At 64.2% G+C, this 25,714-nt stretch carries 20 protein-coding genes; 2 read left to right on the top strand and 18 right to left on the bottom strand.

Going from position 1 to position 25,714, the window contains the following annotated elements:
• Positions 1–14: 14 nt before the first annotated feature.
• From ACMDCM_RS11930 to ACMDCM_RS11915, 4 genes are all read right to left on the bottom strand, one after another.
• A complete protein-coding gene (locus tag ACMDCM_RS11930) occupies positions 15–419 on the bottom strand; it encodes an organic hydroperoxide resistance protein (protein WP_412773758.1) in 405 nt (134 codons plus the stop codon).
• 16 nt (positions 420–435) lie between these two features.
• The gene (locus ACMDCM_RS11925; protein WP_412773757.1) at positions 436–1,314 is read right to left on the bottom strand and encodes a F0F1 ATP synthase subunit gamma; all 879 of its coding nucleotides are present in this window, start codon (positions 1,312–1,314) and stop codon (positions 436–438) included.
• A 147-nt stretch (positions 1,315–1,461) separates the two neighbouring features.
• Positions 1,462–2,994, bottom strand: a complete 1,533-nt coding sequence (gene atpA / locus ACMDCM_RS11920; protein WP_412773756.1) for a F0F1 ATP synthase subunit alpha — start codon at positions 2,992–2,994, stop codon at positions 1,462–1,464.
• Positions 2,994–3,554, bottom strand: coding sequence for a F0F1 ATP synthase subunit delta (locus ACMDCM_RS11915; RefSeq protein ID WP_412773755.1), 561 nt, complete (start codon positions 3,552–3,554; stop codon positions 2,994–2,996). Before ACMDCM_RS11915 ends, atpA begins: the two co-directional genes overlap by 1 nt.
• A 643-nt stretch (positions 3,555–4,197) precedes the next feature.
• Here ACMDCM_RS11915 and ACMDCM_RS11910 point away from each other — a divergent pair.
• Positions 4,198–4,731 carry a septal ring lytic transglycosylase RlpA family protein gene (locus ACMDCM_RS11910; protein ID WP_412773754.1) on the top strand — a complete coding sequence of 178 codons (534 nt, stop codon included), beginning with the start codon at positions 4,198–4,200 and terminating at the stop codon, positions 4,729–4,731.
• Between the two features lie 94 nt (positions 4,732–4,825).
• Here the strand turns inward: ACMDCM_RS11910 and ACMDCM_RS11905 are convergent, their stop codons facing one another.
• From ACMDCM_RS11905 to ACMDCM_RS11890, 4 genes are all read right to left on the bottom strand, one after another.
• Positions 4,826–7,000: a peptidase domain-containing ABC transporter gene (locus ACMDCM_RS11905; protein WP_412773753.1), complete on the bottom strand. Its 2,175-nt coding sequence runs from the start codon at positions 6,998–7,000 to the stop codon at positions 4,826–4,828.
• A complete protein-coding gene (locus tag ACMDCM_RS11900) occupies positions 6,997–8,241 on the bottom strand; it encodes an HlyD family secretion protein (protein WP_412773752.1) in 1,245 nt (414 codons plus the stop codon). The genes ACMDCM_RS11905 and ACMDCM_RS11900 overlap by 4 nt, the downstream gene beginning before the upstream one ends.
• On the bottom strand, positions 8,238–9,779 hold the full coding sequence (locus ACMDCM_RS11895; RefSeq protein WP_412773751.1) for a 2Fe-2S iron-sulfur cluster-binding protein: 1,542 nt from the start codon (positions 9,777–9,779) through the stop codon (positions 8,238–8,240). Before ACMDCM_RS11895 ends, ACMDCM_RS11900 begins: the two co-directional genes overlap by 4 nt.
• Positions 9,780–9,911: 132 nt before the next feature.
• A complete protein-coding gene (locus tag ACMDCM_RS11890; protein WP_412773750.1) occupies positions 9,912–12,122 on the bottom strand; it encodes a primosomal protein N' in 2,211 nt (736 codons plus the stop codon).
• Positions 12,123–12,225: 103 nt separating this feature from the next.
• Here ACMDCM_RS11890 and ACMDCM_RS11885 point away from each other — a divergent pair, with 103 nt between their 5' ends.
• The gene (locus ACMDCM_RS11885; protein WP_412773749.1) at positions 12,226–13,194 is read left to right on the top strand and encodes a tyrosine recombinase XerC; all 969 of its coding nucleotides are present in this window, start codon (positions 12,226–12,228) and stop codon (positions 13,192–13,194) included.
• A 35-nt stretch (positions 13,195–13,229) separates the two neighbouring features.
• On the opposite strand, the gene lpdA is transcribed toward ACMDCM_RS11885, so the two are convergent.
• The 10 genes from lpdA to ACMDCM_RS11835 form a co-directional block, all read right to left on the bottom strand.
• Positions 13,230–14,633, bottom strand: coding sequence for a dihydrolipoyl dehydrogenase (gene lpdA, locus ACMDCM_RS11880; RefSeq protein ID WP_412773748.1), 1,404 nt, complete (start codon positions 14,631–14,633; stop codon positions 13,230–13,232).
• Between the two features lie 44 nt (positions 14,634–14,677).
• The gene (locus tag ACMDCM_RS11875) at positions 14,678–15,178 is read right to left on the bottom strand and encodes a hypothetical protein (protein ID WP_412773747.1); all 501 of its coding nucleotides are present in this window, start codon (positions 15,176–15,178) and stop codon (positions 14,678–14,680) included.
• Between the two features lie 19 nt (positions 15,179–15,197).
• Positions 15,198–16,502: a 2-oxoglutarate dehydrogenase complex dihydrolipoyllysine-residue succinyltransferase gene (gene odhB, locus ACMDCM_RS11870; RefSeq protein WP_412773746.1), complete on the bottom strand. Its 1,305-nt coding sequence runs from the start codon at positions 16,500–16,502 to the stop codon at positions 15,198–15,200.
• Positions 16,503–16,694: 192 nt separating this feature from the next.
• Positions 16,695–19,652: a 2-oxoglutarate dehydrogenase E1 component gene (locus ACMDCM_RS11865; RefSeq protein ID WP_412773745.1), complete on the bottom strand. Its 2,958-nt coding sequence runs from the start codon at positions 19,650–19,652 to the stop codon at positions 16,695–16,697.
• A gap of 139 nt (positions 19,653–19,791) precedes the next feature.
• Complete coding sequence (gene sucD / locus ACMDCM_RS11860) at positions 19,792–20,676, bottom strand: succinate--CoA ligase subunit alpha (protein ID WP_412773744.1); 885 nt, start codon at positions 20,674–20,676, stop codon at positions 19,792–19,794.
• A complete protein-coding gene (gene sucC, locus ACMDCM_RS11855; RefSeq protein ID WP_412773743.1) occupies positions 20,677–21,876 on the bottom strand; it encodes an ADP-forming succinate--CoA ligase subunit beta in 1,200 nt (399 codons plus the stop codon).
• A gap of 126 nt (positions 21,877–22,002) precedes the next feature.
• On the bottom strand, positions 22,003–22,968 hold the full coding sequence (gene mdh / locus ACMDCM_RS11850; RefSeq protein WP_412773742.1) for a malate dehydrogenase: 966 nt from the start codon (positions 22,966–22,968) through the stop codon (positions 22,003–22,005).
• Between the two features lie 148 nt (positions 22,969–23,116).
• The gene (zapE, locus tag ACMDCM_RS11845) at positions 23,117–24,301 is read right to left on the bottom strand and encodes a cell division protein ZapE (RefSeq protein WP_412773741.1); all 1,185 of its coding nucleotides are present in this window, start codon (positions 24,299–24,301) and stop codon (positions 23,117–23,119) included.
• Between the two features lie 72 nt (positions 24,302–24,373).
• Positions 24,374–24,910 (bottom strand): RNA 2',3'-cyclic phosphodiesterase, encoded by a 537-nt coding sequence (gene thpR, locus ACMDCM_RS11840; RefSeq protein WP_412773740.1) that lies wholly within the window; start codon positions 24,908–24,910, stop codon positions 24,374–24,376.
• Between the two features lie 133 nt (positions 24,911–25,043).
• Complete coding sequence (locus tag ACMDCM_RS11835; RefSeq protein WP_412774737.1) at positions 25,044–25,673, bottom strand: arylesterase; 630 nt, start codon at positions 25,671–25,673, stop codon at positions 25,044–25,046.
• Positions 25,674–25,714 lie beyond the last annotated feature (41 nt).

Raw genomic sequence — 25,714 nt, 5'->3', positions numbered from 1 at the left:
TAAGAGGTCCCCGATCAAACGGCCGTCAGCTTGACGGGCACGTTGCCTCTGGTCGCCTTGGAATAAGGGCAGATGGTGTGGGCGTCTTCGATCAGCGCCTGCAGCTTGGCCTTGTCTGCGCCCGGCAGAGCGACCTTCAGTTCGGCCGCCAGCGAGAACGCGCCGTCGTCGACATTGAGCGTGACTTCACAGGTCACCTTGGCGGCCTGCCCGTCGAGACCATGCTTTTTCGCCAGAACGAGAATCGCCTGTCCGAAGCAGGAGGACCAGCCGAGCGCGAAAAGCTGTTCGGGATTATGGCCGTCGCCGGCGCCGCCGAGATCCTTCGGAAGCGCCATCGCCAATGCCAGCCCGCCGCCGTCGAGAACGGCGCGGCCGTTGCGGCCGCCGCTTGTCGTTGCCTTGGTGACATAAGCCATGCTGCGTCTCCGTTGGCTAGACCGCCTCGGCGCCGGAGATGATCTCGATCAGTTCCTTGGTGATCATCGCCTGTCGGGTGCGGTTGTAGATCAGGGTCTGCTTGCGGATCATTTCGCCGGCGTTGCGGGTGGCGTTATCCATTGCCGTCATCTGCGCGCCGTAGAACGAGGCGTTGTTTTCCAGAAGCGCGCGGAAGATCTGCACCGCGAGGTTGCGCGGAAGCAGCCGGGTGAGAATTTCATCCTCTTCCGGCTCGTATTCGTAGGATGGCGCGGGACCGTCGCTCGCGGCCGGAGCCTCCACCGCCAGCGGGATGATCTGCTGGGCGGTCGGAACCTGCGCGATGACGGACTGGAAGCGCGAATAGAACAGGGTGCAGATGTCGAACTCGCCGGCCTCGAACCGCGCCAGCACTTTCGTCGCGATCGCCTCGGCGTTGACGAAGCCGAGCTGGCGCACCGAACGCAGTTCCACGGTCTCGACGATCTGTTTTTCGAAGGTGCGTCGAAGCTGCTCGAAACCCTTGCGCCCGACGCAGAAGAACTTGACCTCCTTGCCCTGGTTCATCAGGGCAAGCGCCTTGTCGCGGGCAAGGCGGACGATGGCCGAGTTGAACGCGCCGGACAGGCCGCGCTCGCCGGTGCAGACCAGCAGCAGGTGAACCTGATCCTTGCCGGTGCCGACCAGAAGCGGCGACGCATTGGGCGACCCGGCCGCGGCGCCGGCGATGTTGGAAATCACCGCATCCATCTTCTGGGCGTAGGGCCGCGCCGCTTCCGCGGCATTCTGCGCGCGGCGGAGCTTGGACGCCGCCACCATCTGCATGGCCTTGGTGATCTTCTGCGTCGCCTTGGTCGAGGCGATGCGCACCCGCATGTCTTTAAGGCTGGCCATCGGTAACTCTGTTTATCCTCTTGCTCGGCCTTTCCCTCTCCCGCGTGCGGGGAGGGTTAGGAGGGGGCCGAAATCTATCGCAAACTTCCCCCACCCGACCGGCTGCGCCGGTCGACCTCCCCCGCGAGCGGGAGAGGTGAAGAAAGATCAGGCAAACGTCTTGGCGTAACCCTCGACCGCGCTCTTGAGCTTGGCGGCCGTATCGTCGCTGAGGTCTCGGCTTTCGCGGATGGTCCTGAGAATGTCCGCGTGCTGGCCCCGCAACAGCGACAACAGCCCGTCCTCGAAGGCGCGCACCTTGTTGAGCGGCAGCTTGTCCAGATAGCCGTTGGTGCCGGCCCAGATCACGACCACCTGCTCCTCCATCTTCAGCGGCGAGAACTGCGGCTGCTTCAGCAGTTCGGTGAGACGGGAGCCGCGGTTGAGCAGGCGCTGGGTCGAGGCATCGAGATCGGAGCCGAACTGCGCGAACGCCGCCATTTCGCGGTATTGCGCCAGTTCGCCCTTGATCTTGCCGGCGACCTTCTTCATCGCCTTGGTCTGCGCCGACGAGCCGACGCGCGACACCGACAGACCGACGTTCACCGCCGGGCGGATGCCCTGGAAGAACAGGTCGGTTTCGAGGAAGATCTGGCCATCGGTGATCGAAATCACGTTGGTCGGGATGTAGGCCGACACGTCGTTGGCCTGGGTCTCGATCACCGGCAGCGCGGTCAGCGAGCCGTTGCCCTGGCTGTCGTTCAGCTTGGCGGCGCGCTCCAGAAGGCGCGAATGCAGGTAGAACACGTCGCCCGGATAGGCTTCGCGGCCCGGCGGGCGGCGCAGCAGCAGCGACATCTGGCGATAGGCGACGGCCTGCTTGGAGAGGTCGTCATAGATGATGACGGCGTGCATGGCGTTGTCGCGGAAGTACTCGCCCATGGTGCAGCCGGTGAACGGCGCAAGGTACTGCATCGGGGCCGGATCGGAGGCGGTCGCGGCGACGACGATCGAATATTCCAGCGCGCCCTGTTCCTCGAGCACCTTGACGAACTGCGCCACGGTGGAGCGTTTCTGGCCGACCGCGACGTAGACGCAATAGAGTTTCTGGCTTTCGGGGGCGCCCGCGACGTTCAGAGGCTTCTGGTTGAGGATGGTGTCGAGCGCGATCGCGGTCTTGCCGGTCTGGCGGTCGCCGATGATCAACTCGCGCTGGCCGCGGCCGATCGGAATCAGGGCGTCGATGGCCTTGAGGCCGGTGGCCATCGGCTCGTGCACCGACTTGCGCGGAATGATGCCGGGAGCCTTGACGTCGACGCGCTTGCGCTCGGTGGCCTGGATCGGGCCCTTGCCGTCGATCGGATTGCCCAGCGCATCGACGACGCGACCGAGCAGGCCCTTGCCGACCGGCGTGTCGACGATGGCGCGGGTGCGCTTGACGGTCTGGCCTTCTTTGATCTCGCGGTCGGCGCCGAAAATCACGATACCGACGTTATCGGTCTCCAGGTTCAGCGCCATGCCGCGAGTGCCGTTTTCGAACTCGACCATCTCGCCGGCCTGGATGTTGTCGAGGCCGTAGACGCGGGCGATGCCGTCGCCGACGGACAGCACCTGTCCGACTTCGGAGACTTCGGCCTCCTTGCCGAAGTTCTTGATCTGGTCCTTCAGGATCGCGGAAATCTCCGCGGCGCGGATGTCCATCAGCCTGCCTCTTTCATCGCGTGCTTGATCGAATTGAGTTTGGTGCGGAGCGAGGTGTCCACCATGCGGCTGCCGAGCTTGACCACAAGTCCGCCGATAATGGAGGGATCGACCTTCACGTTGAGCGTGATGTCCTTGCCCGTCACCGATTTCAGCGCGCTCTTCAGCGCATCCAGATTCTTGGCATTGAGCGTTTCGGCGACGGTGACGTCTGCCGTCGCCTCGCCCTTGAACCTGGCGACCAGCGCGCGGAATGCCCGGATCATGTCGGCAACGGCAAACAGCCGGCGGTTGGCGGTCAGGACTTTGAGGAATTTTGCGGTCGTGCCGCCGATCCCGGCCTTGTCGAGCACGGCGCCGAGCGCCTTGGCCTGGGTACCGGCGCTGAAAACCGGGCTGCGCACCAGACGAACCAGTTCGGGGCTGTCGGTGAGCATCGCATCGAATTTGTCGAGGTCGGCCTTGACGGCGTCGATTGATTTGTCGTCGCGGGCCAGTTCGAACAGGGCCGTCGCATAACGGCCGGACACACCAGAAACCGAGGGATCTACAGCAGCCACCAGAGCGCTCTTCAAGCTGTCAAACCCGCAAGGGAAAAGCCGTCGCCGAACGAGCGGCGCGATCGCGGCCCAAGCCCTTGGAATTCAAGAGGGACTTCGATTTCCGACCGGTACAACGTGCCGGCAGCGTTAAAATCGCGGCTTTGCTAACATAGCGCGCGCGCAGGTGCAACATGACGGCAGCATGCGGCGATGCCTTGTCGCATGGCCTGAATTAACCAGGCGGAAAATTACAGCGGGCGCCTGCGGAAAAGGGCGGGTCTCCGCCGCATAGTAATTCGCTCGAGCGCGCCGGAGTCCGGAGGAAGGCTCGGTTCGCCTTGTGTCACAGCGGTTTTCCCGCCGGCTTGCGACCACATCGGGCCCCGAAACGGACTGTAGTACTTGTTGAAGGAGCGCTGACGCCGTGACATGACTTTCTTTTACAGTATAGATATGTATATCATCGTATATAATCCACTAAAATTAGTATTGATTTGATTAGATAACGACAGCCGGCCGATCAAAAGATATTTCAGCGGAGTCATCAAGCAATTCTCTGCCCATTTTACGCCTTAGTTACAGGATCAACCCTGCGGCGACTCAAAGGTCAGGGGTTTCACTTGCCGCAGGGGCGGCAATACTATCCAAGGGGACTTTCAATATGTTGTACCCACAAAAGTCGACGTTGGGGTTTCTCATCCGGCCGCGCGTGGCGGCTGCCGTGATCGCCGCAGCCGTGTTGATTACGGGAAGCGTGACCGAGGCGTCGGCCCGTTCGCGCCACCACCATCATCGGCATCATTCTCACCATCACCATCGGGGACATCATGCCGCGGACCGGGGCGTCACGGGGCAGGCTTGGGGACAATCCTGGATGAACGCCAATGCCTCCTTTGGGCGTTCCTTCACTCCGCGCCGGTCGTTCTCCGGTATGGCCTCCTACTACGGCAGCGAGTCCGGCAGCCGCACCGCGTCGGGCCAGCGTTTCAACCAGAACGCCATGACCGCCGCCCATCGCAGCCTGCCGTTCGGGACCAGGCTGAGGGTCACCCATGGCAGCCGCAGCGTCGTCGTCACCATCAACGATCGCGGCCCGTTCATCCGCGGACGCGTGCTCGATCTTTCGAAGGGCGCCGCCCGCGCGATCGGGTTGACCGGCCGCGGCGTCGGCCGGGTGGTCGCCGAAGTGATGTAAGCGTCGCCTCAAGGCGTCTTCGAGCGAAGCGGTTCGGCCTGAGAAGACGCGTGAGGAAGCCCGCGTCGCGTGGACCGGGCTTCAACCGGCCCCGTCATTGCGCGGCCTCGGGCGGCGCGACCGACAGCGGGGTTATGTCCGTGAGCGCCTCGCGGGGCAACGGTTCGGTTCCGCCGACGCGCTCCAGTCCGCGATTCTGGACGCAGAACACGCGCCGCGCGCGCCGCAGCAGCGCCGGGCGATGCGCGACCACGATGCGGGTGATATTCATCTGGTCGATCAGGTCCGCGATCAGCTCCTCGTTCTGCTCGTCGAGGTTCGCGGTGCCTTCATCGAGAATCAGAATCTGCGGCTGACGATACAGCGCCCGCGCCAGCAGCACGCGCTGCCGCTGCCCGCCGGACAGCGTCGAGCCCATGTCGCCGACAAGGCTGAGATACTGCATCGGGAAACGCATGATGTCGGCATGCACGCGCGCGGCATGGGCGGCGGCGACCACCCGCTCCATGTCGAGGTTCGGATCGAAGCCGGCGATGTTTTCCGAAATCGTGCCGGACATCAACCGGTCGTCCTGGGCGACGACGCCGACGCTCTGACGCCAACTGCGCCAGCGCTCGGGCGTCGCGCGGTGGCCGTCGAGTTCGATGGTGCCGTCGGTCGGATGGATCTGTCCGAGCATCAGCTTGAGCAGCGTGGTCTTGCCGCCGCCGGATCCTCCCTGGATGGCGATATAGTCGCCCTGCTTGATGTCGAGGTTGACGTCCTCGAGGATCAGCGGATCGCTGATGCCGTAGCGGAAGCAGACGTTCTTGAGCCGCATGTGCCCCTGATTGACCAGCGGACCGGGCAGGCCCTGGGTGATTTCGGAGCGGGTGGTGACGATGTCCGAGAGGCGATCGAGGTGCAGGCGCAGAAGGCGGAACTGGAACATCTGGTTGACCAGCGCCATCGCGCGGTCGGTGAATGTCTGCCGATAGGACAGGAACGAGAAGATCATGCCGACGGAAAACCCCGCGCCCTGCAGGATGGTGACGCCGGCGACATAGATCACGATCACGGTTTGCAGGCCGGTGACGACCGATTGCAGGAAGGTCTGCGAAATCTGATAGCGACCGACCGCGATGCTGGCATTCGTGGTTTCGACGTGCAGGTTCCGCCAGGTTGCTTCCCGCACCGCTTCACGGCCGAGCAGTTTCAATGTCGTCGCGGCGCGGATGGTTTCGATGAGGTGCGACTGTTCCTTGGCCTCGGCGACGATGGATTCGGACATGCGGCGCTTGGTGCCGGGAAACAGCGCCAGCGTGATGCCGAGATTGATCAGCACGCCGACGATGACGATGAGAGCGAGCGCCGTGGAATAGAAGAACAGGATGAAGCCGGCGATCAGCGCCATGATGCCGTCGATGACGGTCCCGATCACGCCCTGCGTGATCGCGTCCTGCACCGGCTTGACCGAGCCGAGACGCGAGATGATGTCGCCGACATGCCGCTTCTCGAAGTAGTCGTTGGGCAGCCGCAGCAGGTGCCGCACAAGATTGCCGGTGATCTGGAAGCTCAGGAGCTGGCCGAAGATGCGCAGCGCCCAGCCGCGGATCGCCTCAAGCCCGGCTTGAATAACGACGAGGGCGCCGAATCCCAGTGCGATCACCGTCAGCAACTGATGATCGGATTGCGCGAGCGCCTCGTCGACCACAAGCTGCATCTGCAACGGCATCACGAAAGCCGCGATCTGGAGCGCCACCGACAGGATCAGCACCTGCGCGACCGCCCAGCCCCAGCCGTGCATTTTCGACCAGAGCAGCGACAGCTTCATCGGCAGGCGCGCTTCGAGCGGCTCGAAGGTCTCGCCTCGCGCCAGTTCGAGGATCACGCCGGTCAGGTGCTTCGAGGCCTCCTCCATTGTGAAAGTGCGAAGGCCGATCGCCGGATCGTGGACGGTGATGCCTTTGGACGTGACCGATTTCAGCACCACGAAGTGGTTGAGGTCCCAGTGCGCGATGGCGGGGAGCTGGACCTTGGGCAGCGCCGTCAATTCGACGCGGATCGCGCGTGTCGAGAATCCGAGCTGGTCGGCGATGCCCATCAGGCTTCTCAGCGATGCGCCGGCCATCGAAACCGCGAACCGCTGACGAAGCGCGTTGAGGTCGACATCATGCCCGTGATAGCGCGAGACCATGGCGAGGCAGGCAAGGCCGCATTCCGCGGCCTCCGACGCCACCACGATCGGGAGCGTACGCCGGCCCAGATTGAGTTCGCGGAGAATGTTCATGCGCGGCGGCCCACGGCATAGATCGGATCGAACAGCCAGCGCAGCAGGCTCCGATGCTCGAAAATGATTTCAGCCGACACCAGCATTCCCGGCTGCATCGGCACCGGCTGACCATAGGCTTCCATGAAGTCGCGGCTGAGCGACACCCGGATCCGGAATACCGGCTCCTTGATGCCGAGACCGGGAAAGCCGACATCGGAGGGGCCGAGCACCGTGGTCGACACGGTTCTGACCGTCCCGCGCACCGTTCCGAAGCGCTGATACGGAAAGGCCTGCAGGCTGAGCTCGACCTGTTGTCCCGGCTGGACGAAGCCGATGGCGCGCGAGGGCGCCAATAGTTCGGCTTCGATCTGGCTGCCCGAGGGGATGATGACCGCGATGATGCCGCCCGCAGCGACCGCCTGGCCGTTGCTGACGGGAAGGGCGGCGATCCGCCCGGCGGTCGGCGCGACGAAAAACTGCAGGTTCCGCGATTCCGATTCGGCGCGGCGCTGCTCGAGCGTCGCCCGGGCGACGTCGGCGTCGGAGCGGGCGGCTTCGATCTCCAGCGGGATCGACGCCAGCCGCGCCTTGATATCCGCAAGCTCGCGTTCGACCGTCGCCTTCTGGCGGCGCGCGCCGGCGAGATCCTGTTCGATCGCCAGCGCGGCGAGCCGGCGCTGATCGACCTCGCGCTTCGGCATGAAGCCTTTGGCCGCGAGGGCGTTTCCGCGATCCACCTCGTCGCGGGCCAGATTGAGCCGTTCCTGCTGCAACTCGATCTGCTGATCGACTTCGGTGAGTTCATTTTCGCTCTTGCTCGCGCGGACCTTGGATTGATCCCGCTCCAGTTGCAGCAGCGCCAGTTTCGATTCGGCCCGCGACTTCGCCGCGAGCGATTCCGATTCGAAGCCCTTGAGAAGCGCCTCGCCGGTATTGCCGGTTGCGGTCGCGGTCGAGACGTCGAGAATGGCAAGGCGCGTGCCTTTCTCGACGGTGTCGCCTTCCTTGACGAGGACGCTCCGCAATGTCCCCTGCGCTTGCGAGGTGATCCGGATCAGGCCCCGGTCGGGGACCAGAAAGCCGGTCACGGTCGTCTTCCGCGCGTAGGTCGCGGTCGCGGCGAAGGTCGCGGCGGCGAACACGATGCCCGACAGCAGCAGGCCGAGCGTCTTCAAGGAGAGCGGCGAGGCCAGAAAGACCTGGCCCTCCAGCCGTTGCGTGGCATGTTCGATGGCTTCGCGGCGAAACAGATCACTCATCCCAGCGCCTCATTGGTTCCCAATTCTGCCGGGTTGTCCGGTTCCGTCAATTGCGAAGCCGCTTCGTTCCATGCCTCTGCCAGATGCTCAAGGACCTCCACTGTGACTTGCGACACAGAGCAGCAGATGGTGCCGGGATCACGCCAGGTCAGCGCCGCGTACCGATTGCGCTGGCCGCGGATCGCGAGCGGCGCGGAGTTCGTTTCAGGAAACAAGAAGACGGAGATAAGCAGACTGTCCCGCTCATAGACGCAAGTGCCGACGGTTTGTTCTCCGACATAGTCGAGCCGTGCGCCCCGGAGGCGATAGCCCCATCTCTCCACGTCGCGGACTTTTGCGGCATGTCCCGACTGACGCAGAAGCCAGGCTTCCACCTCCGCCGGATCGGATGATGTGAACTCGACCGGAGAACCGCCGACGTCGGCGCGGATGTGGGCTGCGACCAGCTCCTTGAGTTCGGCGAACTCGGTATGGATAGGGCTGCGGACGCCGGGCCGGCTGATGACGGCTACTGTCAAGGGTGAGGTGGGATGGATCTGGCAGGCGAGCCGCACGTTCGAGGGCGCATCGATTGCGCCGAGGGTCGCCGCCTCCACGGCGTCCGGGGAGGGGAGCGAGTCCAATCCCTTCTCGACGCGGACCCGGCAGGTCGAGCAGCGCCCGCGTCCGCCGCAAAGCGACGCATGCGGAATGCCGGCCGACCGGCTGATTTCCAGGAGCGTCATGCCGGGCGTCAGGTCGACGGCCGGTCCATCGAGGTAACTGATCCGCGCCGGCCCGCGTTTTGCGGCTTCGCGGCGGTAGCGCAGGAACGCGATGCCGATGGCGGTTGCAGCAAGCAGCCCGAATCCCCATCGGACGAGATCGCGCAGCGTCGCCATGGTGGCCGCATCATGGGCGTTCGGCCAATTCGTTCGCGCTTTCAGCGCGGCGAAGGCATTCGGGTCCGACATGATGTCGGTTGCGCGCATCCCCGCGACCGCAAATCCCGACAGCGCCAGCACAGGCAACAGCAGCGCGCCGATCAACAGGAACGGAGCGAACCGGCTGTAGGAATCGGACAGCCGCAGCCAGTAGTGGATGCCGATGCAGCCGTGAAGCCACACCAGTACCAGAAGGGTGCTTTGCAGGATCGCGCCGTCGGGCCAGAGCCGCACCAGTTCGTAGAGGTAGATGTCGTTGGCGCCGAATACCGCGTGCGCGACGCGGGTGTTGACGATATGCGGAAACAGCAGAAACGGAATCGCCAGGCCGATGCCGATCTGCAGCGCTTCCCAGAGCGGCATCCGCCAGGTTTCCCGTCGGCTCAATTTATAAAGGCCGAGGGCGACATGGGTGATCAGTGCAACCAGCAGGATGATCGACACCGGCCATGACCGGGTGATCGCGGTCCGCAACTCCTGCACCCGATGCATGGCTTCGAGGCTGAGAAGGCCCACCGCGTGGTTGGCGAAATGCGTGGCCGCGAACGCCATCAGCGCCAGCCCCGACGCCAACCTCAGACGCTGCAAACCACTGCCGCGGAAGTAGATGTGCATTCAGCCCTCGCGGGGCGGCAGATTGAATGCCAACCCGGAAGCCGTCAATCCCGGCGCGCCCGTTGGACAGAGGCGGGCGTGATCCACAGCACATGGCGGGCACACGGCGTCCGGAATGACGAAGACGCGCTCTTAAAGAAAACTCTGCGGATCGACGTCCACTTCGAGCTTGAGGTTGCCCCTGGTCTTCGGTCCCGCGGCGAGCCACTCGCGCAGATAGCCGGACAGGTCCACGCCGCGCGCCGATTTCGCCAGCAAGCGAAAGCGATAGCGGCCTTTGATGACGGCAAGCGGCGCTTCCGCCGGTCCGAGCACCTGAACGCGTTCGTCGATCGGTGCGGTCGCGGCGAGCTGGCGGGCGAAACCCTCTGCGGTCGGGCGGTCGCCCGCGGATATGATCAGGCTGGCGAGGCGGCCGAACGGCGGATAGCCCGCGCGTTCCCGCGCCTCGATCTCGCTGGCGTAAAACGCCTCGCGGTCGCTTGCGACCAGCGCCTTCATCACGGGATGTTCGGGCTGGTGGGTTTGCAGATAACCGATGCCGCGGCCCTGCTCGCGGCCGGTGCGGCCGATCACCTGGTTGAGCAGTTGGAAAGTCCGTTCCGCGGCGCGCGGGTCGCCGTTGCCGAGGCCGAGGTCGGCGTCGACGACGCCGACGAGGTTCAGGCGCGGAAAATGATGTCCCTTCGCCACCAGTTGCGTGCCGATGATGATGTCGACGCGGCCTTCCGCGATGTCGTTGAGTTCGGTGCGCATCGTCTCGACCGAGGTGATCAGATCGCTCGACAGCACCATCGTGCGGGCGTCCGGGAACAGCGCGGCGGCCTCTTCCTGCAGCCGTTCGACGCCGGGACCGACAGCGACAAGCGATTCCTCCGCTGCGCAATGCGGACATTGATGCGGACGCGGCATCGAGAAGCCGCAGTGATGGCATACGAGACGCTGCCGGAAGCGGTGATCCACCAGCCAGGCGTCGCAGATCGTACAGGCGAAGCGGTGGCCGCAGGCGCGGCACAGCGTCAGCGGCGCGTAGCCGCGGCGGTTGAGGAACAGGAGTGCCTGCTCGCGTCGTTCGAGGGCGTCGCGTATCTCGCTGGCAAGACGCGGAGAAATGAAACGCCCGCGCGGCGGGCTCTCGCGGCGCAGGTCGATCAATTCGATCTGCGGCAAATGCTGGCCGCCGAACCGCGACGTCAGCGCGATGCGCTGGTAGCGGCCCTTGCGGGCGTTGACTTCGCTCTCGACCGAAGGCGTCGCCGACGCCAGCACGATCGGGATCTTCGCGATATGGGCGCGCACCACGGCCATGTCGCGGGCGTGATAATGCGTGCCTTCGTCCTGCTTGTAGGCCTGGTCGTGCTCCTCGTCGACGACGATCAGTCCGAGATCGGCGTAGGGCAGGAACAGCGCCGAGCGCGCGCCGACCACGGCTTTCGCTTCGCCCGCCGCGATCGCGGCCCAGTTGCGCGCGCGCGTGCGCGCCGTCAGTTCGGAATGCCACTCCAGCGGGCGCTCGCCGAAGCGCGCCGCGAAGCGGTCGCGGAACTGGCCGGTCAGCGCGATCTCCGGCATCAGGATCAGCGCCTGCTTGCCCCGGCGGATGGTTTCGGCGACCGCTTCGAAATAGACCTCGGTCTTGCCGGAACCGGTGACGCCGTCGAGCAGCGCGACGTGGAACGTGCCGTTCGCGGCGAGCGCGCGCATGGCGTCCACGGCCGCGCGCTGGATGCGGGAAAAGTCGGGGACGGCGAAATCGGGATCGGGCGGTGGCGGCGGCGGCGGAGGCGGCATCGGCTCGACCGTCAGCGTGCCCTCGTCGACGAGGCCGTCGACCACGCCGGCGCTGACGCCCGCTTCCTTCGCGGCGTCGGATTTTCCGTGCAGCAGGCGATCGGACAACACCGCGATCAGCCGCCGTCGTGCCGGCGTCATGCGCTGCGGCGGCTCGCCGCTGAGTCGCACCCCGGCTCGCGCCCGCTCCGGCCCGAGATGCTCGCCCATCCGCAGGCTCATGCGCATCACCATGCCCCGAGATGACAGCGTGTAGTTCGCGACCCAGTCGATCAGCGTGCGCAGTTCGTTTTTGAGCGGCGGCACGCCGAGTTTTTCGCCGATGTCCTTCAACCGGTTGTGCAGACGCGGATCGGGCGACAGATTTTCGGCCCAGACCACGGCGATGACCTCGCGCGGTCCGAGCGGCACCGTCACGATATCGCCGGGCGCGACCTCCATGCCGCGCGGAACGCGGTAGGAATAGGCATGATCGATCGCAACGGGAACCAGAACATCGACGACGCGAGTCGACGATGACGATGCCGAGCGGTTGCGCGAAAAATGGTCCATCCGAAGAATCGAGTTCGAGTAGGGTCGCCAGTCGCAAAGTTAGCAAACGATAAACCAAAGCGGCGCGATATAATCGCCGGAATCCTCGTGACGGGTACGAATCATGCCCAAGCCCGCTCCAGAACCGCTCCCCGATCTTGCCTGCGCGGCCCCCGATGTGGGGCGGCAAATCGCGCGGTGGCTGGCGCATCTGGGCACCGAGCGGCGGTTGTCGCCCAAAACGTGTGAGGCTTATGCGCGGGATGTCCGGCAATGCCTGGCGTTTCTCGGCGAGCACTGGGGCGAGTCGGTGACGCTGAAGCGCTTCGCCGCGCTTGAAGCGAGCGATATCCGCGCCTTCATGGCCGCGCGTCGCGCCGATGAGATCGGTGGCCGGTCGCTGATGCGCGCGCTGGCGGGATTGCGATCGTTCGCGCGATTTCTGGAGCGGGAAGGGCTCGGCAAGGCCGGCGCGCTCGGCGCGGTGCGTGCCCCGAAGGTCGGCAAGAGCCTGCCGAAACCGATTCATATGAGCGCGGCGAAGCGTTTTGCCGATGCATCCGAGCGCGCCGGCGAGGATCGCGAACCCTGGATCTGGGCGCGCGACGCCGCCGTGATGGCGCTGCTGTACGGATCGGGCCTGCGCATTTCCGAGGCGCTCGGCTTGAAGCGTCGCGACGTACCGCAGCCCGGCGCGGGCGACGTCCTGGTCGTCACCGGCAAGGGCAACAAGACGCGGATGGTGCCGGTGCTGCAGAACGTGTTGGCGCTGATCCAGGAATATGTCGCGATGTGTCCGCATTCGCTGCCGCCGGAAGGGCCGATCTTTGTCGGCGCGCGGGGCGGTCCGCTCAGGGCGCGCATCATCCAGCTCGTCATGGCGCGGATGCGCGGCGCGCTCGGCCTGCCCGACAGCGCGACGCCGCACGCGCTGCGTCATTCATTCGCGACGCATCTGTTGAGTCGCGGCGGCGATCTGCGCGCGATCCAGGAACTGCTGGGCCACGCATCGCTTTCGACAACGCAAATCTACACCGGCATCGACAGCGAGCGGCTGCTCGAGGTCTACAAGACGGCGCACCCTCGCGCCTGAGCGGCAAGCCGAAGGCTTGCGTCACGCCTCATACATTACATATGGATGGCGCGTTTGCCGACGGCGAGCGCGGCTTCCTTGACGGCTTCCGATCGCGTCGGATGCGCATGGCAGGTGCGGGCGAGATCTTCCGCCGAGCCGCCGAACTCCATCAAGACGCAGGCTTCGTGGATCATCTCGCCGGCCTCGCGGCCGATGATGTGAACGCCGAGCACGCGGTCGGTTTTCGCGTCGGCGAGAATCTTCACAAAGCCCTCGGTGGTCTGGTTGACCTTGGAGCGGCCGTTGGCCGTGAACGGAAACTTGCCGACAGTATAGGCCGTGCCGGCCTGTTTCAGGTCTTCCTCGGTCTTGCCGACTGACGAGACCTCGGGCGTGGTGTAGACCACGCCGGGAATGACGTCGTAGTTCACGTGCCCGGCCTGACCTGCGATGATTTCGGCACAGGCGACGCCTTCGTCCTCGGCCTTGTGCGCCAGCATCGGTCCTTTCACGACGTCGCCAATGGCGTAGATCCCTTTCACGCTGGTCGAAAAATGCGCGTCGATGTCCACGCGCCCGCGGTTGTCCAGCGCGACGCCCGCTTCCTTCAGGCCGAGGCCGTCGGTGTAGGGCGTGCGGCCGATGCAAACGAGTACGACGTCGGCCTCGATCGTCTCAGTCGCGCCACCCGCGGCGGGCTCGACCCGGGCCGCCAGCGTCTTGCCTGACGAGTCGACGCCGGTGACCTTGGCGCCGAGCCTGAACGCAAAGCCCTGCTTTTCGAGGATGCGCTGGAATTGCCTGGCGATCTCGCCGTCCATGCCGGGCAGGATACGGTCGAGAAATTCCACCACCGTCACCTGCGCGCCGAGGCGACGCCACACCGAGCCGAGTTCGAGGCCGATCACGCCCGCGCCGACAATCAGAAGTTTTCCCGGCACTTTCTCAAGAGACAATGCGCCGGTGGACGACACGATGCGCGTCTCGTCGATCTCGATGCCCTTGAGCTTCGCGACGCCGGAGCCGGTGGCGATGACGATATTTTTCGTTTCAACGGTCTGTTTTTTGCCGTCGATGCCTGACACCTCGACCTTGCCGGCGGCGAGAATTCTGCCGGTGCCGTTGATGACGTCGATCTTGTTCTTCTTCATCAGGTATTCGACGCCCTTGACGTTGCCGTCGATGCCCTGCTGCTTGAAGTTCATCATGGCGGGCAAATCGAGCTTCGGCGCGTCGACGCCGATGCCCATTTTCGCGAACGAATGCCCGGCTTCCTCGAACGTCTCGGAGGCGTACAGCAGCGCCTTCGACGGCATGCAGCCGACATTGAGGCAGGTGCCGCCGAGCGTTGGATTTTTCTCGACCACGGCGACCTTCATGCCGAGCTGCGCCGCGCGAATGGCGCAGACGTAACCGCCGGGGCCGGTGCCGATAACGATGAGGTCGTAAGTCGCCATGGTCTCGATCCTATCGTTTCAATCCTTGTGACGCATGGCGCCTCTCAATCCGTTTGGTCCGCTACGGAGAGCAATTTTGCACGCTGGTCGAAGAGCAATCCGCCGACGAGCCGGTTGAGTTCGTCGGGATCGGCTCCGTCGGTGATCATCTTCCGCCTCAAAGCGTGCGCCTTGTCGAGGTTGCCGAGCTTTTTCTCGATCGCCGGTTGATGCTTGCCTTCAGCTTTCGTGTTTTCCTGGTCGGCTCTTGCCCGTCGCCTCTGGTTGTCATGGTAGAACAGCGTTCGCGACAAGACCCAGTCTGCTGATTTTTTCGAAATGTTCTCGAAAGATCCCAGAGCGTTGAAGGGGTTTTCACGGTCGATGCTTTTAATTTCTCCGCCGTATTCGGAGACATAAATATGTGCGGCGGATTCTCCGTGCTCAAAGCTCAGGCAGGCCAGGTAAACCAGTTCCAGAATGACCGCATTCAACTCCAGATCGATTGAGGTCAAATGACCGAACTCGGTGGCTTTGGTATCGGACTTCAGCAGGATTTGCGTCATGTGATCCCCCTTGCTTGAACTACAAATCCAGCACCAGCCGGGCCGGGTCTTCGAGCGATTCCTTGACGCGCACGAGGAAGGTGACGGCCTCCTTGCCATCAATGACGCGGTGATCGTAGGAGAGCGCGAGATACATCATCGGGCGGATTTCGACCTTGCCGCCGATCGCCATCGGCCGCTCCTGGATCTTGTGCATGCCGAGGATGCCGGCCTGCGGCGCGTTCAGGATCGGCGTCGACATCAGCGAGCCGTAGATGCCGCCGTTGGTGATGGTGAAGGTGCCGCCCTGCATCTCCTCGATCTTGAGTTGGCCGTCGCGGGCGCGACGGCCGTAATCGGCGATGCTCTTCTCGATCTCGGCGATCGTCTTGCGGTCGCAGTCGCGCACCACAGGCACAACGAGGCCCCTGTCGGTGCCGACTGCGACGCCGATGTGATAGTAATTCTTGTAGATCAGGTCGGTGCCGTCGATTTCGGCATTGACGGCGGGAACGTCCTTCAGCGCCTGAACGCAGGCTTTCGTGAAGAAGCCCATGAAGCCGAGCTTCGCGCCGTGCTTTTTCTCGAACACCTCTTTGTACTGCGCACGCAGCGCCATGACATGGGTCATGTCGACCTCGTTGAAGGTCGTCAGCATCGCGGCGGTGTTCTGCACTTCCTTGAGGCGGCGCGCGATGGTCTGGCGCAGCCGTGTCATCTTCACGCGCTCCTCGCGGGCGGCGTCGTCGGGCGGTGAGGGGGCGCGAAGCTGAACCGCGGCGGCCGGCTGGTTGACCGGTGTCGGCGCCGACGCCGCTCTCTCGATCGCGGCCAGCATGTCGCCCTTGGTGACGCGGCCATCCTTGCCCGAACCCGGCACCGTGGAAGCATCGACACCGCTCTCGGCAGAGAGCTTGCGGACCGAAGGCGCGAGCGGCGCGTCGAAAGACGCTGAGGTTTCCGTCGCTGAGGTTTCCGGCTTGGGCCGCGGCTCTTCCGGGCCGGCATTGATCGGTTTGGTTGTGTCCGACTTGAGGTCAGGACGTCCGGTTGCGCTTTCAGGCGCGACGCCCGCCGAAGCTCTGGCGGCCGCGGGTTTTGCGGGCGCGGCGCCTTCCGAAATCTGCCCGAGCAGCGCCCCGACGGCGACGGTCTCGCCATCCTTGGCGACGATCTCGCCGAGCGTGCCGGCGGAGGGCGCGGGCACTTCGATGGTCACCTTGTCGGTTTCGAGTTCGACCAGCGGTTCGTCGACGGCGACAGTGTCGCCGGTCTTCTTGAACCATTTGCCGATGGTGGCCTCGGTCACCGATTCGCCGAGCGTCGGAACGCGTATCTCAGTCATGTGAGCAGCCCTTCCTCAATCCTCTGCCGGCCATGGCCGGCCATATCCGTCCGAAGCACGGCGCCGCTTCGCTCGCTGTCCCGCTACCCACGTCTTGGACGCGATGCAGAGACGTGGATCCCCGCGCGTCGCAGACAGGTTGACGCAATCTGCGCATGCTTGATGGCGCACCGGGCATGGCAACGCAATTAATTATCCAAGTGCTTCTTCGAGAAGCGCCTTGAGTTGTGCGAGATGCTTCGACATCAATCCGGTCGCGGTGGCCGCGGACGCGGCGCGGCCGGCATAACGCGGGCGCTTGTTGGGGATGTCGATCTGGTTGAGAATCCATTCGAGATAGGGTTCGATGAAGTGCCACGCGCCCATGTTGCGCGGCTCTTCCTGGCACCAGACGATCTCCGCGTTCTTGAAGCGGCCGAGCACCTGGACCAGCGCCTTCAGCGGCACCGGATACAACTGTTCGATCCGCAACAGGTAGACGTCGTCGATGTTGCGTTTCTCGCGTTCCTCGTAGAGGTCGTAGTAGACCTTGCCGGAGCATAGCACCACGCGGCGGATATTGTCGTCTTCCACCAGTCTGATTTTCTGGTCCGGCAGCATAACCGCGTCGTCGTACAGGATGCGGTGGAAGGCGGTATCGGTGCCGAGTTCGTCGAGACGCGATACCGCCCGCTTGTGGCGCAGCAGCGACTTCGGCGTCATCATGATCAGCGGCTTGCGGATCTGGCGCTTCAACTGTCGGCGCAGCGCATGGAAATGGTTGGCGGGCGTGGTGAGGTTGACCACCTGCATGTTGTCTTCCGCGCACATCTGCAGGAAGCGTTCCAGCCGCGCCGAGGAATGCTCCGGTCCCTGGCCTTCATAGCCGTGAGGCAGCATGCAGACGAGGCCGGACATGCGCAGCCACTTGCGTTCGCCGGCGGAGATGAACTGGTCGAACACCACCTGCGCGCCGTTGGCGAAGTCGCCGAACTGCGCCTCCCATAGCGTGAGCGCATTGGGCTCGGCGAGCGAATAGCCGTATTCGAATCCGAGCACCGCTTCTTCGGACAGCAGCGAGTTGATGACTTCGTAGCCGCCCTGGTCCTTGCCGAGGTGGTTGAACGGCGTATAGCGGCTCTCGTCCTGCTGGTCGAACAATACCGAATGCCGTTGCGAGAAGGTGCCGCGCTCGCTGTCCTGGCCCGACAGCCGGACGTTATGGCCTTCCAGCATCAGCGAGCAGAACGCCAGCGCCTCCGCCGTCGCCCAGTCGATGCCGGTGCCGCCCTCGATCGCCTTGGCGCGGTTTTCGAGAAAGCGCTGGACCGTGCGATGCACGCGGAAACCGTCCGGCACGCGGGTGATGCTGCGGCCGATCTCCTTCAGCGTCGCGACGTCGACGCCGGTGACGCCGCGGCGCGGCTCCTCGTCCTGGTCGGCGAGCTTGAAGCCGGCCCACTTGCCGTCGAGCCAGTCGGCCTTGTTCGGCTTGTAGCCGGTGCCGCCCTCGAACTCGGCGTCGAGCCGCGCGCGCCAGTCGGCTTTCAGCTTCTCGACCTCGCCCTCGGTGATGACGCCGTCAGCGGTCAGCCGCTTCGCGTACAGTTCGAGCGTGGAGGGATGCGCGGCAATCTTCTGATACATCGTTGGGTTGGTGAACGACGGCTCGTCGCCTTCGTTGTGGCCGTGCCGGCGATAGCAGAACATGTCGATCACGACCGGCTTGTGGAATTTCTGCCGGAATTCGGTCGCAACCTTGGCGGCGAACACCACGGCTTCCGGATCGTCGCCGTTGACGTGGAAGATCGGCGCTTCGATCATCTTCGCGACGTCGGACGGATAGGGCGATGAGCGCGAGTAGCGCGGATAGGTGGTGAAGCCGATCTGGTTGTTGACGATGAAGTGGATCGAGCCGCCGGTGCGGTAGCCCTTGAGGTCCGACAGCGCAAAGCACTCCGCCACCACGCCCTGGCCCGCGAAGGCGGCGTCGCCGTGCATCAGGAGCGGCAGCACCGAGTTGCGCTGGTCGGGCGGGTCGCCGTGCTGGTCCTGCTTGGCGCGCACCTTGCCGAGTACCACCGGATCGACGATCTCGAGGTGCGAGGGATTGGCGGTCAGCGACAGGTGGATGCGGTTGTTGTCGAACTCGCGGTCGCTTGAGGCGCCGAGGTGATACTTGACGTCGCCCGAGCCTTCCACGGCGTCGGGATTGACCGAGCCGCCCTTGAATTCATGGAACAGCGCGCGGTGTGGCTTGCCCATCACCTGCGTCAGCACGTTCAGCCGTCCGCGGTGCGGCATGCCGATCACGATTTCCTTGACGCCGAGATTGCCGCCTCGCTTGATGATCTGCTCCAGCGCCGGAATCAGCGATTCGGCGCCGTCGAGACCGAAACGCTTGGTGCCGGTGAACTTGACGTCGCAGAACTTCTCGAAGCCCTCCGCCTCGACGAGCTTCTTGAGAATGGCGCGGCGGCCCTCCGGCGTGAAGCTGATCTCCTTGTCCGGCCCCTCGATGCGCTCCTGGATCCAGCCTTTCTGCGCGCCGTTGGTAATGTGCATGAACTCGACGCCGAGCGTCTGGCAATAGGTGCGCTCGCAGATCGCCACGATCTCGCGCAGCGTGCCGTATTCGAGGCCGAGCACATGGTCGAGGAAGATCTTGCGATCCATGTCGGCGTCGGTGAAGCCGTAGACGCGCGGATCGAGTTCCTCGGGATCGCGCGCGGGTTCGAGACCGAGCGGATCGAGCCGGGCATGGAAGTGGCCGCGCATGCGATAGGCGCGGATCAGCATCAGCGCGCGAACCGAATCGCGGGTGGCTTGATGGACGTCGACGCCGGCCAGCGCCGAATCTTTCGCCTCTGTCCTGGCCTGTATTTTGGCGCCGACCGCCTGTTCGACCTGCGCCCAGTTGCCGTCGAGCGCGGAGGTGAGGTCGTCCCGTGGCGTCGAAGGCCAATTCGCCTTCTCCCAGGACGGGCCTTCCGCGTTCTTCGCGACGTCCTCGGGAGCGTCCTTCAGGCTGCTGAAGAACTCCCGCCACTCGGCATCAACCGAGCCGGGGTCCTTCTCATAGCGGGCGTAAAGTCCGTCGATATAGGTGGCGTTCACGCCGTGCAGGAACGAGGAAAGGGCAAATGCTGCATTCGCGTTCTGGCGAGACATATCGTATCCTGACGATTTCCAGTCTTGCGCATAGCAAACGGCGCGTTCGCCGATTCCGCGGCGGAATCAGCGCGAATTCGAAATTTTTACTTACCTTATTTGGGGTGAAACTTCGCGCCGAAAAGAACCAAGGCCTGAATCAGGATTTCAATTTTTCGACAAGGGTCTTTCCAAGCCGCGCCGGGGATGGCGAGACAATGATGCCGGCGGCTTCCATGGCGGCGGTCTTAGATGCGGCATCACCCTTGCCGCCGGAGATGATGGCGCCGGCATGGCCCATGCGGCGGCCGGGCGGCGCGGTGACGCCGGCGATGAAGCCGACCACAGGCTTCTTGCGGCCGCGTCTGGCCTCGTCGATCAGGAACTGGGCGGCGTCTTCCTCGGCCGAGCCGCCGATTTCGCCGATCATCACGATCGACGTGGTTTTGGGGTCGGCGAGAAACATTTCCAGCACGTCGATGAATTCGGTGCCCTTGACCGGGTCGCCGCCGATGCCGACCGCGGTTGTTTGCCCCAAACCTTCCTGGCTGGTCTGGAATACCGCTTCATAGGTCAGCGTTCCCGAGCGGGAGACGATGCCGACATGGCCCGGCTTGAAGATGTTGGCCGGCATGATGCCGATCTTGCACTCGCCGGCGGTGACCACGCCCGGACAATTCGGCCCGATCAGCCGCGACTTCGATCCCGACAGCGAGCGCTTGACCCGCACCATGTCCAGCACCGGAATGCCCTCGGTGATGCAGACGATCAGCGGGGTCTCGGCGTCGATCGCCTCGCAGATCGCGTCCGCCGCGCCCTGCGGCGGAACGTAGATCACGCTGGCGTCGGCGCCGGTCGCCTCGCGCGCTTCGCGGACGGTGTCGAACACCGGCAGGTCAAGGTGCTTGCTGCCGCCTTTGCCCGGCGAGGTGCCGCCGACCATCTTGGTGCCGTAGGCGATGGCGGCCTCGGAATGAAACGTGCCGTTCTTGCCGGTGAAGCCCTGGCAGATGACCTTTGTGTTCCTGTCGATCAGAACGGACATTTACCCGACCCCCTTCACGGCCTTGACGATCTTCTGCGCGGCATCGTCGAGATCGTCGGCGGACAGCACGTTGAGGCCGGACTCGCGGATGATCTTCTTGCCGGCATCGACGTTGGTGCCTTCGAGGCGAACCACCAGCGGGACATTGAGGCCGACCTGCTTCACCGCGGCGACGACGCCGTCGGCGATGACGTCGCATTTCATGATGCCGCCGAAGATGTTGACCAGAATGCCCTTCACGTTCGGGTCCGCGGTGATGATCTTGAAGGCGGCCGCGACCTTGTCCCTGGTGGCGCCGCCGCCGACGTCGAGGAAGTTCGCTGGGCTCATGCCGTAGAGCTTGATGATGTCCATGGCGCCATCGCAAGGCCGGCGCCGTTGACCATGCAAGCCGATCTCGCCGTGGAGCGCGACGTAGCTCAGATCGAAGCGCGACGCCTCGATTTCCTTGGGATCCTCCTCGGTCTCGTCGCGCAGCGCCAGCACGTCGGAATGGCGGAACATCGCATTGCCGTCGAACGACACCTTGGCGTCGAGCACGCGCAGTTCACCTTGCCTGGTGACGACCAGCGGGTTGATCTCCAGAAGCGCCATGTCCTTGGCGATGAAGGCGGTGTAAAGCTGCGTCACCAGCCTGTCCGCCTGCTTGGCGAGGTCGCCGGTCAAGTTCAGCGCCTTGGCGACGGTGCGGCCGTGATGGGCCATGACGCCGGTGGCGGGATCGACCGAGAAGGTCACGATCTTCTCAGGCGTTTTATGGGCGACGTCCTCGATGTTGACGCCGCCCTCGGTGGAGACCACGAACGCGACCCGCGAGGTCTCGCGGTCGACCAGCGCCGAGAGATAGAACTCCTTGTCGATGTCGGAGCCTTCCTCGATGTAGAGACGGTTGACCCGCTTGCCGGCGGGGCCGGTCTGCACCGTGACCAGCGTCGCCCCGAGCATCTGTGTGGCGTACTCGCTGACCTCGGCGACCGACCTGGCGAGACGGACGCCGCCTTTGTCTCCAGCGGAGGCTTCCTTGAACTTGCCCTTGCCGCGGCCGCCTGCATGGATCTGGCTTTTCACCACCCAGACCGGGCCGCCCAGCGTGTTGGCCGCCGCCTCGGCTTCCGACGCCTTCAGCACCGGCACCCCGCGCGAGACCGGCACGCCGAATTCGCGCAGCAACGCCTTGGCCTGGTACTCGTGGATGTTCATCGCGATGGTCTCCGGCGCGTGGCAGTGACAATTGGCAACGAAAATTTTCGACCTCACCTGTCTCCACCCGCCGCAGACCGGGGATATTCCGGCCGAGCGGCAGGCGTATAGTCGCCTCGCGGTCGATCAGCGGAGCAGATCGGGCGCGATCTTCTTGCAGGCATCGATGAGCCCCTGAACCGCGCCGACCGATTTGTCGAAGGCCTCGCGATCCTTGCCCCCAAGTTCGATTTCGACGACGCGCTCGACGCCTTTGGCGCCGATCACCACGGGGACGCCGACATACATGTCCTTCACGCCGTATTCGCCGTTGAGATAGGCGGCGCACGGCAGCACGCGCTTCTTGTCGCGCAGGTAGCTTTCCGCCATCGCGATCGCCGACGTCGCGGGCGCGTAGAAGGCCGAGCCGGTCTTCAGCAGGTTGACGATCTCCGCGCCGCCGTTGCGGGTGCGCTCGACGATCTCGTCGATTCGCGCCTGCGAGGTCCAGCCCATCTTGACGAGGTCCGGCAGCGGAATGCCGGCCACGGTCGAGTACTTCACCAGCGGCACCATGCTGTCGCCATGGCCGCCGAGCACGAAAGCCGTGACGTCTTCCACCGACACGTCGAATTCGTCGGCGAGGAAATAGCGGAAGCGCGAGGAGTCCAGCACGCCGGCCATGCCGACCATTTTCTTCGCCGGTATGCTCGAGGCTTTCTGAAGCGCCCAGACCATGGCGTCGAGCGGGTTGGTGATGCAGATGACGAAGGCGTCGGGCGCATATTTCCTGATGCCGGCGCCGACCTGCTCCATCACCTTGAGATTGATGCCCAAGAGATCGTCGCGGCTCATGCCCGGCTTGCGCGGGATGCCGGCGGTGACGATGCAGACGCTGGCGCCCTCAAGCGCTTCGTAGGAATTGGCGCCGGTCAGCCTGGCGTCGAATCCCTCCACCGGAGACGACTGCGCGATATCGAGGGATTTGCCTTGCGGAATGCCTTCGGCGATATCGAACATCACGACGTCGCCGAGCTCTTTCAGTCCGATGAGATGAGCGAGCGTCCCTCCGATCTGACCGGAGCCGATCAAGGCGATCTTGTCGCGCGCCATGGGAACCTATCCTTTGATGGCAAAGAGGCGGGATAAAAAATCTCCACACGATGGTGGTTAGACCTTTCGCCTTGCCCGTTCAAGTCGCGCAGCGTGCATTCCTGTTTCGTCCGGCGTTCGATCCCCGTGACCAATGGCGGGATCAACGTCATGTCTCGACCAGTCCGGTGCTGGAGCCGCCGGCGGCGGAATCGCTGCGGCCGTGGGCCTGGGCCAGGTAGGAGTCCGAGCCCATCTCGATCAGGCGCGAGGAGGTGCGCTTGAATTCGTTCGCCTCGAAGCCCTCAGTGGCGCGGTAGAGCGATAATGGATCGGTGTCGCTCGAGGCCATCAGTTTCACGCCGTTGTCATACAGCGTGTCGATCAGCGCGATGAACCGCTTGGCGGCATTGCGGTCGGCGTCGTTCATGACCGGAATGCGATCGATGATGAGGGTATGATAGTCCCGCGCGAGCCGCAGATAGTCGGAGGCGCCAAGCGGCTGCTCACAGAGGTCGGCGAAGGAAAACCGGGCCACGCCGTGGGACGAACACGGCACGCGCAAGGTATGGCCCTTGATCACGATGTCGCGGGGCCGGCACGGTGCGCCGCCGGTCATCAGCGCCCAACCCTTGTCGAGCGCCGCTTCGGCCTTGGCGTCTGCGGGCGTCAGCCACATCGTGACGCCTGCCAGCTTTTCCATGCGGAAATCGGTGCGCGCATCGAGGCGCAGCACTTCCATGCGCTCCTCGATCTGTTCGATAAACGGCACGAACAGCACGCGGTTGAGGCCACCCTCATAGAGATTCTCGGGCGGGACGTTGGACGTCGCCACCACCACCGTGCCGAGTTCGAACAGGCGCGCGAACAGGCGGCCGAGGATCATGGCATCGGCGATATCGGTGACGTGGAATTCGTCGAAGCACAAAAGCCACGCTTCCTCGAAGATCGCGGCCGCGGTGAGTTGAATGACGTCGGCGTCGGCTATTTCGCCGCGCGCGATGCTCTGGCGAAAGGCGAAGATGCGCTCGTGAACGTTGGCCATGAACTCATGAAAATGGACGCGGCGCTTGTGCGTGACCGCGCTGTCATGGAAGAACAGGTCCATCAGCATGGATTTGCCGCGCCCGACGTCGCCGTAAATATAAAGTCCCTTCGGAGGAGGCGCGTGGTCGGGATGAAACAGCTTGTCGAGAAAGCCGCCTTTGCCGGCCGGCTTGTAGGCCATGAGCCGCTCGTCCAGCGCGGCGAGAGCGTCCGCCGCCCGCGCCTGCGCAGGGTCGGCCTCGATCGCGCCCGATGCGACGAGATCCTGATAGTGATCACGGAACAGCGTGGGCGAGGCTGAAAGCATCAGACAGCTTACGACTCCATATCAGCCGAAATGCAAGCCGTGAATTGGTTGAAGAACTTGCAGGTCGGATGGTTACGGGCTGAGCGCGTAGGCATCCTCCACCACATAGGGTCCGCCGCCGACCGAGGCGCGCGAGGAGAACAGCACGAAACGCTCGGCGGTGAAGACTTTGGACGGAAAATAACCCCGCACCGACAGATAGTTCGCGACGTCATGGTTGGATGCGTCGCGCAGCCGCGCGAGCGTCACGTGAGGCGTGAACTTGCGGCTCTCGGGATCGAGCCCGCAGCGTTGGATCAGCCGTTCGAGTTCGGCCTGCAATTCGACCAGCGGCCCGCTCGGCTCCACCGAAGCGACGACGGCGCGCGGTTTCTTGCCGCCGAAACTGGACAGCCCGCGCAGCGTCACCTCGAATGGCTTGCGATTGACCCGCAGCAGCACCGACGCGATCTCGTTGGCGGATGCGCCGTCGATATCGCCGATGAAGCGCAGCGTGAGATGGTAATTTTCGGGATCGATCCAGCGGGCGCCCGGCAGACCGCCGCGCAAACCGGACAGTGTGCGGGAGACGTCGGGCGGTATCTCCAGCCCGGTGAACAAACGCGGCATCGCGACACCCTCGATGCTGAGACCCGGTTCCGAAAGTCGCGTGGCGAAAAGCGAGGCTCGAAACCAATTCGGCGGCGAATCGCCGATATCCGTTTTTATCGCAGTTCTGTGATGGTGCGAAGCATGCGGTTTCTCACTTCTTCTGCTCGGCGATGCCGCGGACAAAGGACTCAACCGTCGGCATGATGTTCTTCACGATCACCGCTACGCCGTCGGCGGTCGGATGCATGCCGTCGGCCTGATTGAGCTTGGTGTTGGCCGCGACGCCGTCGAGGAAAAACGGATAAAGCGGCACGTCGTGTGCCTTGGCGAGATCGGGAAAGATCGCATTGAATTGCGCGGCATATTCGGCGCCGTAATTCGGCGGCGCGAGCATCCCGCACAACAGGACCGCGACACCGCGCGCCTTCAGCCGCCTCAGGATGTTGTCCAGTGCGGCGCGCGTCACCTTGGGATCGAGGCCGCGGAGCGCATCGTTTGCGCCCAGTTCGAGAATCACGCCCTGGGTGCCGGCAGGCACCGACCAGTCGAGCCGGTCGAGACCGCCGGAGGCGGTGTCGCCGGAAACGCCGGCATTGTCGATCGCGACGTTCAGCCCCTTGTTTTGCAATGCCTTTTCCAATTGCGCGGGAAATGCGGCGGCGGCTGGAAGTCCGAGGCCGGCACTCAAGGAGTCGCCGAGCACGACGAGCTTGATCGGGCCGGCGGAGGGGGGCTGCGCGAATGCGGATGTCGCGAACAGCACGCTCAGCGCCAGCCACATAAACATGCGCTTCAACCACTCGACTGCCGGGAAGGAAGCCC

The sequence above is a fragment of the Nitrobacter sp. genome (genome assembly GCF_047149785.1).
Taxonomy (GTDB): domain Bacteria; phylum Pseudomonadota; class Alphaproteobacteria; order Rhizobiales; family Xanthobacteraceae; genus Nitrobacter.
The sequence above is the reverse complement of the archived record's forward strand: the minus strand, read 5'-3'. Positions and strand labels throughout refer to the sequence as shown.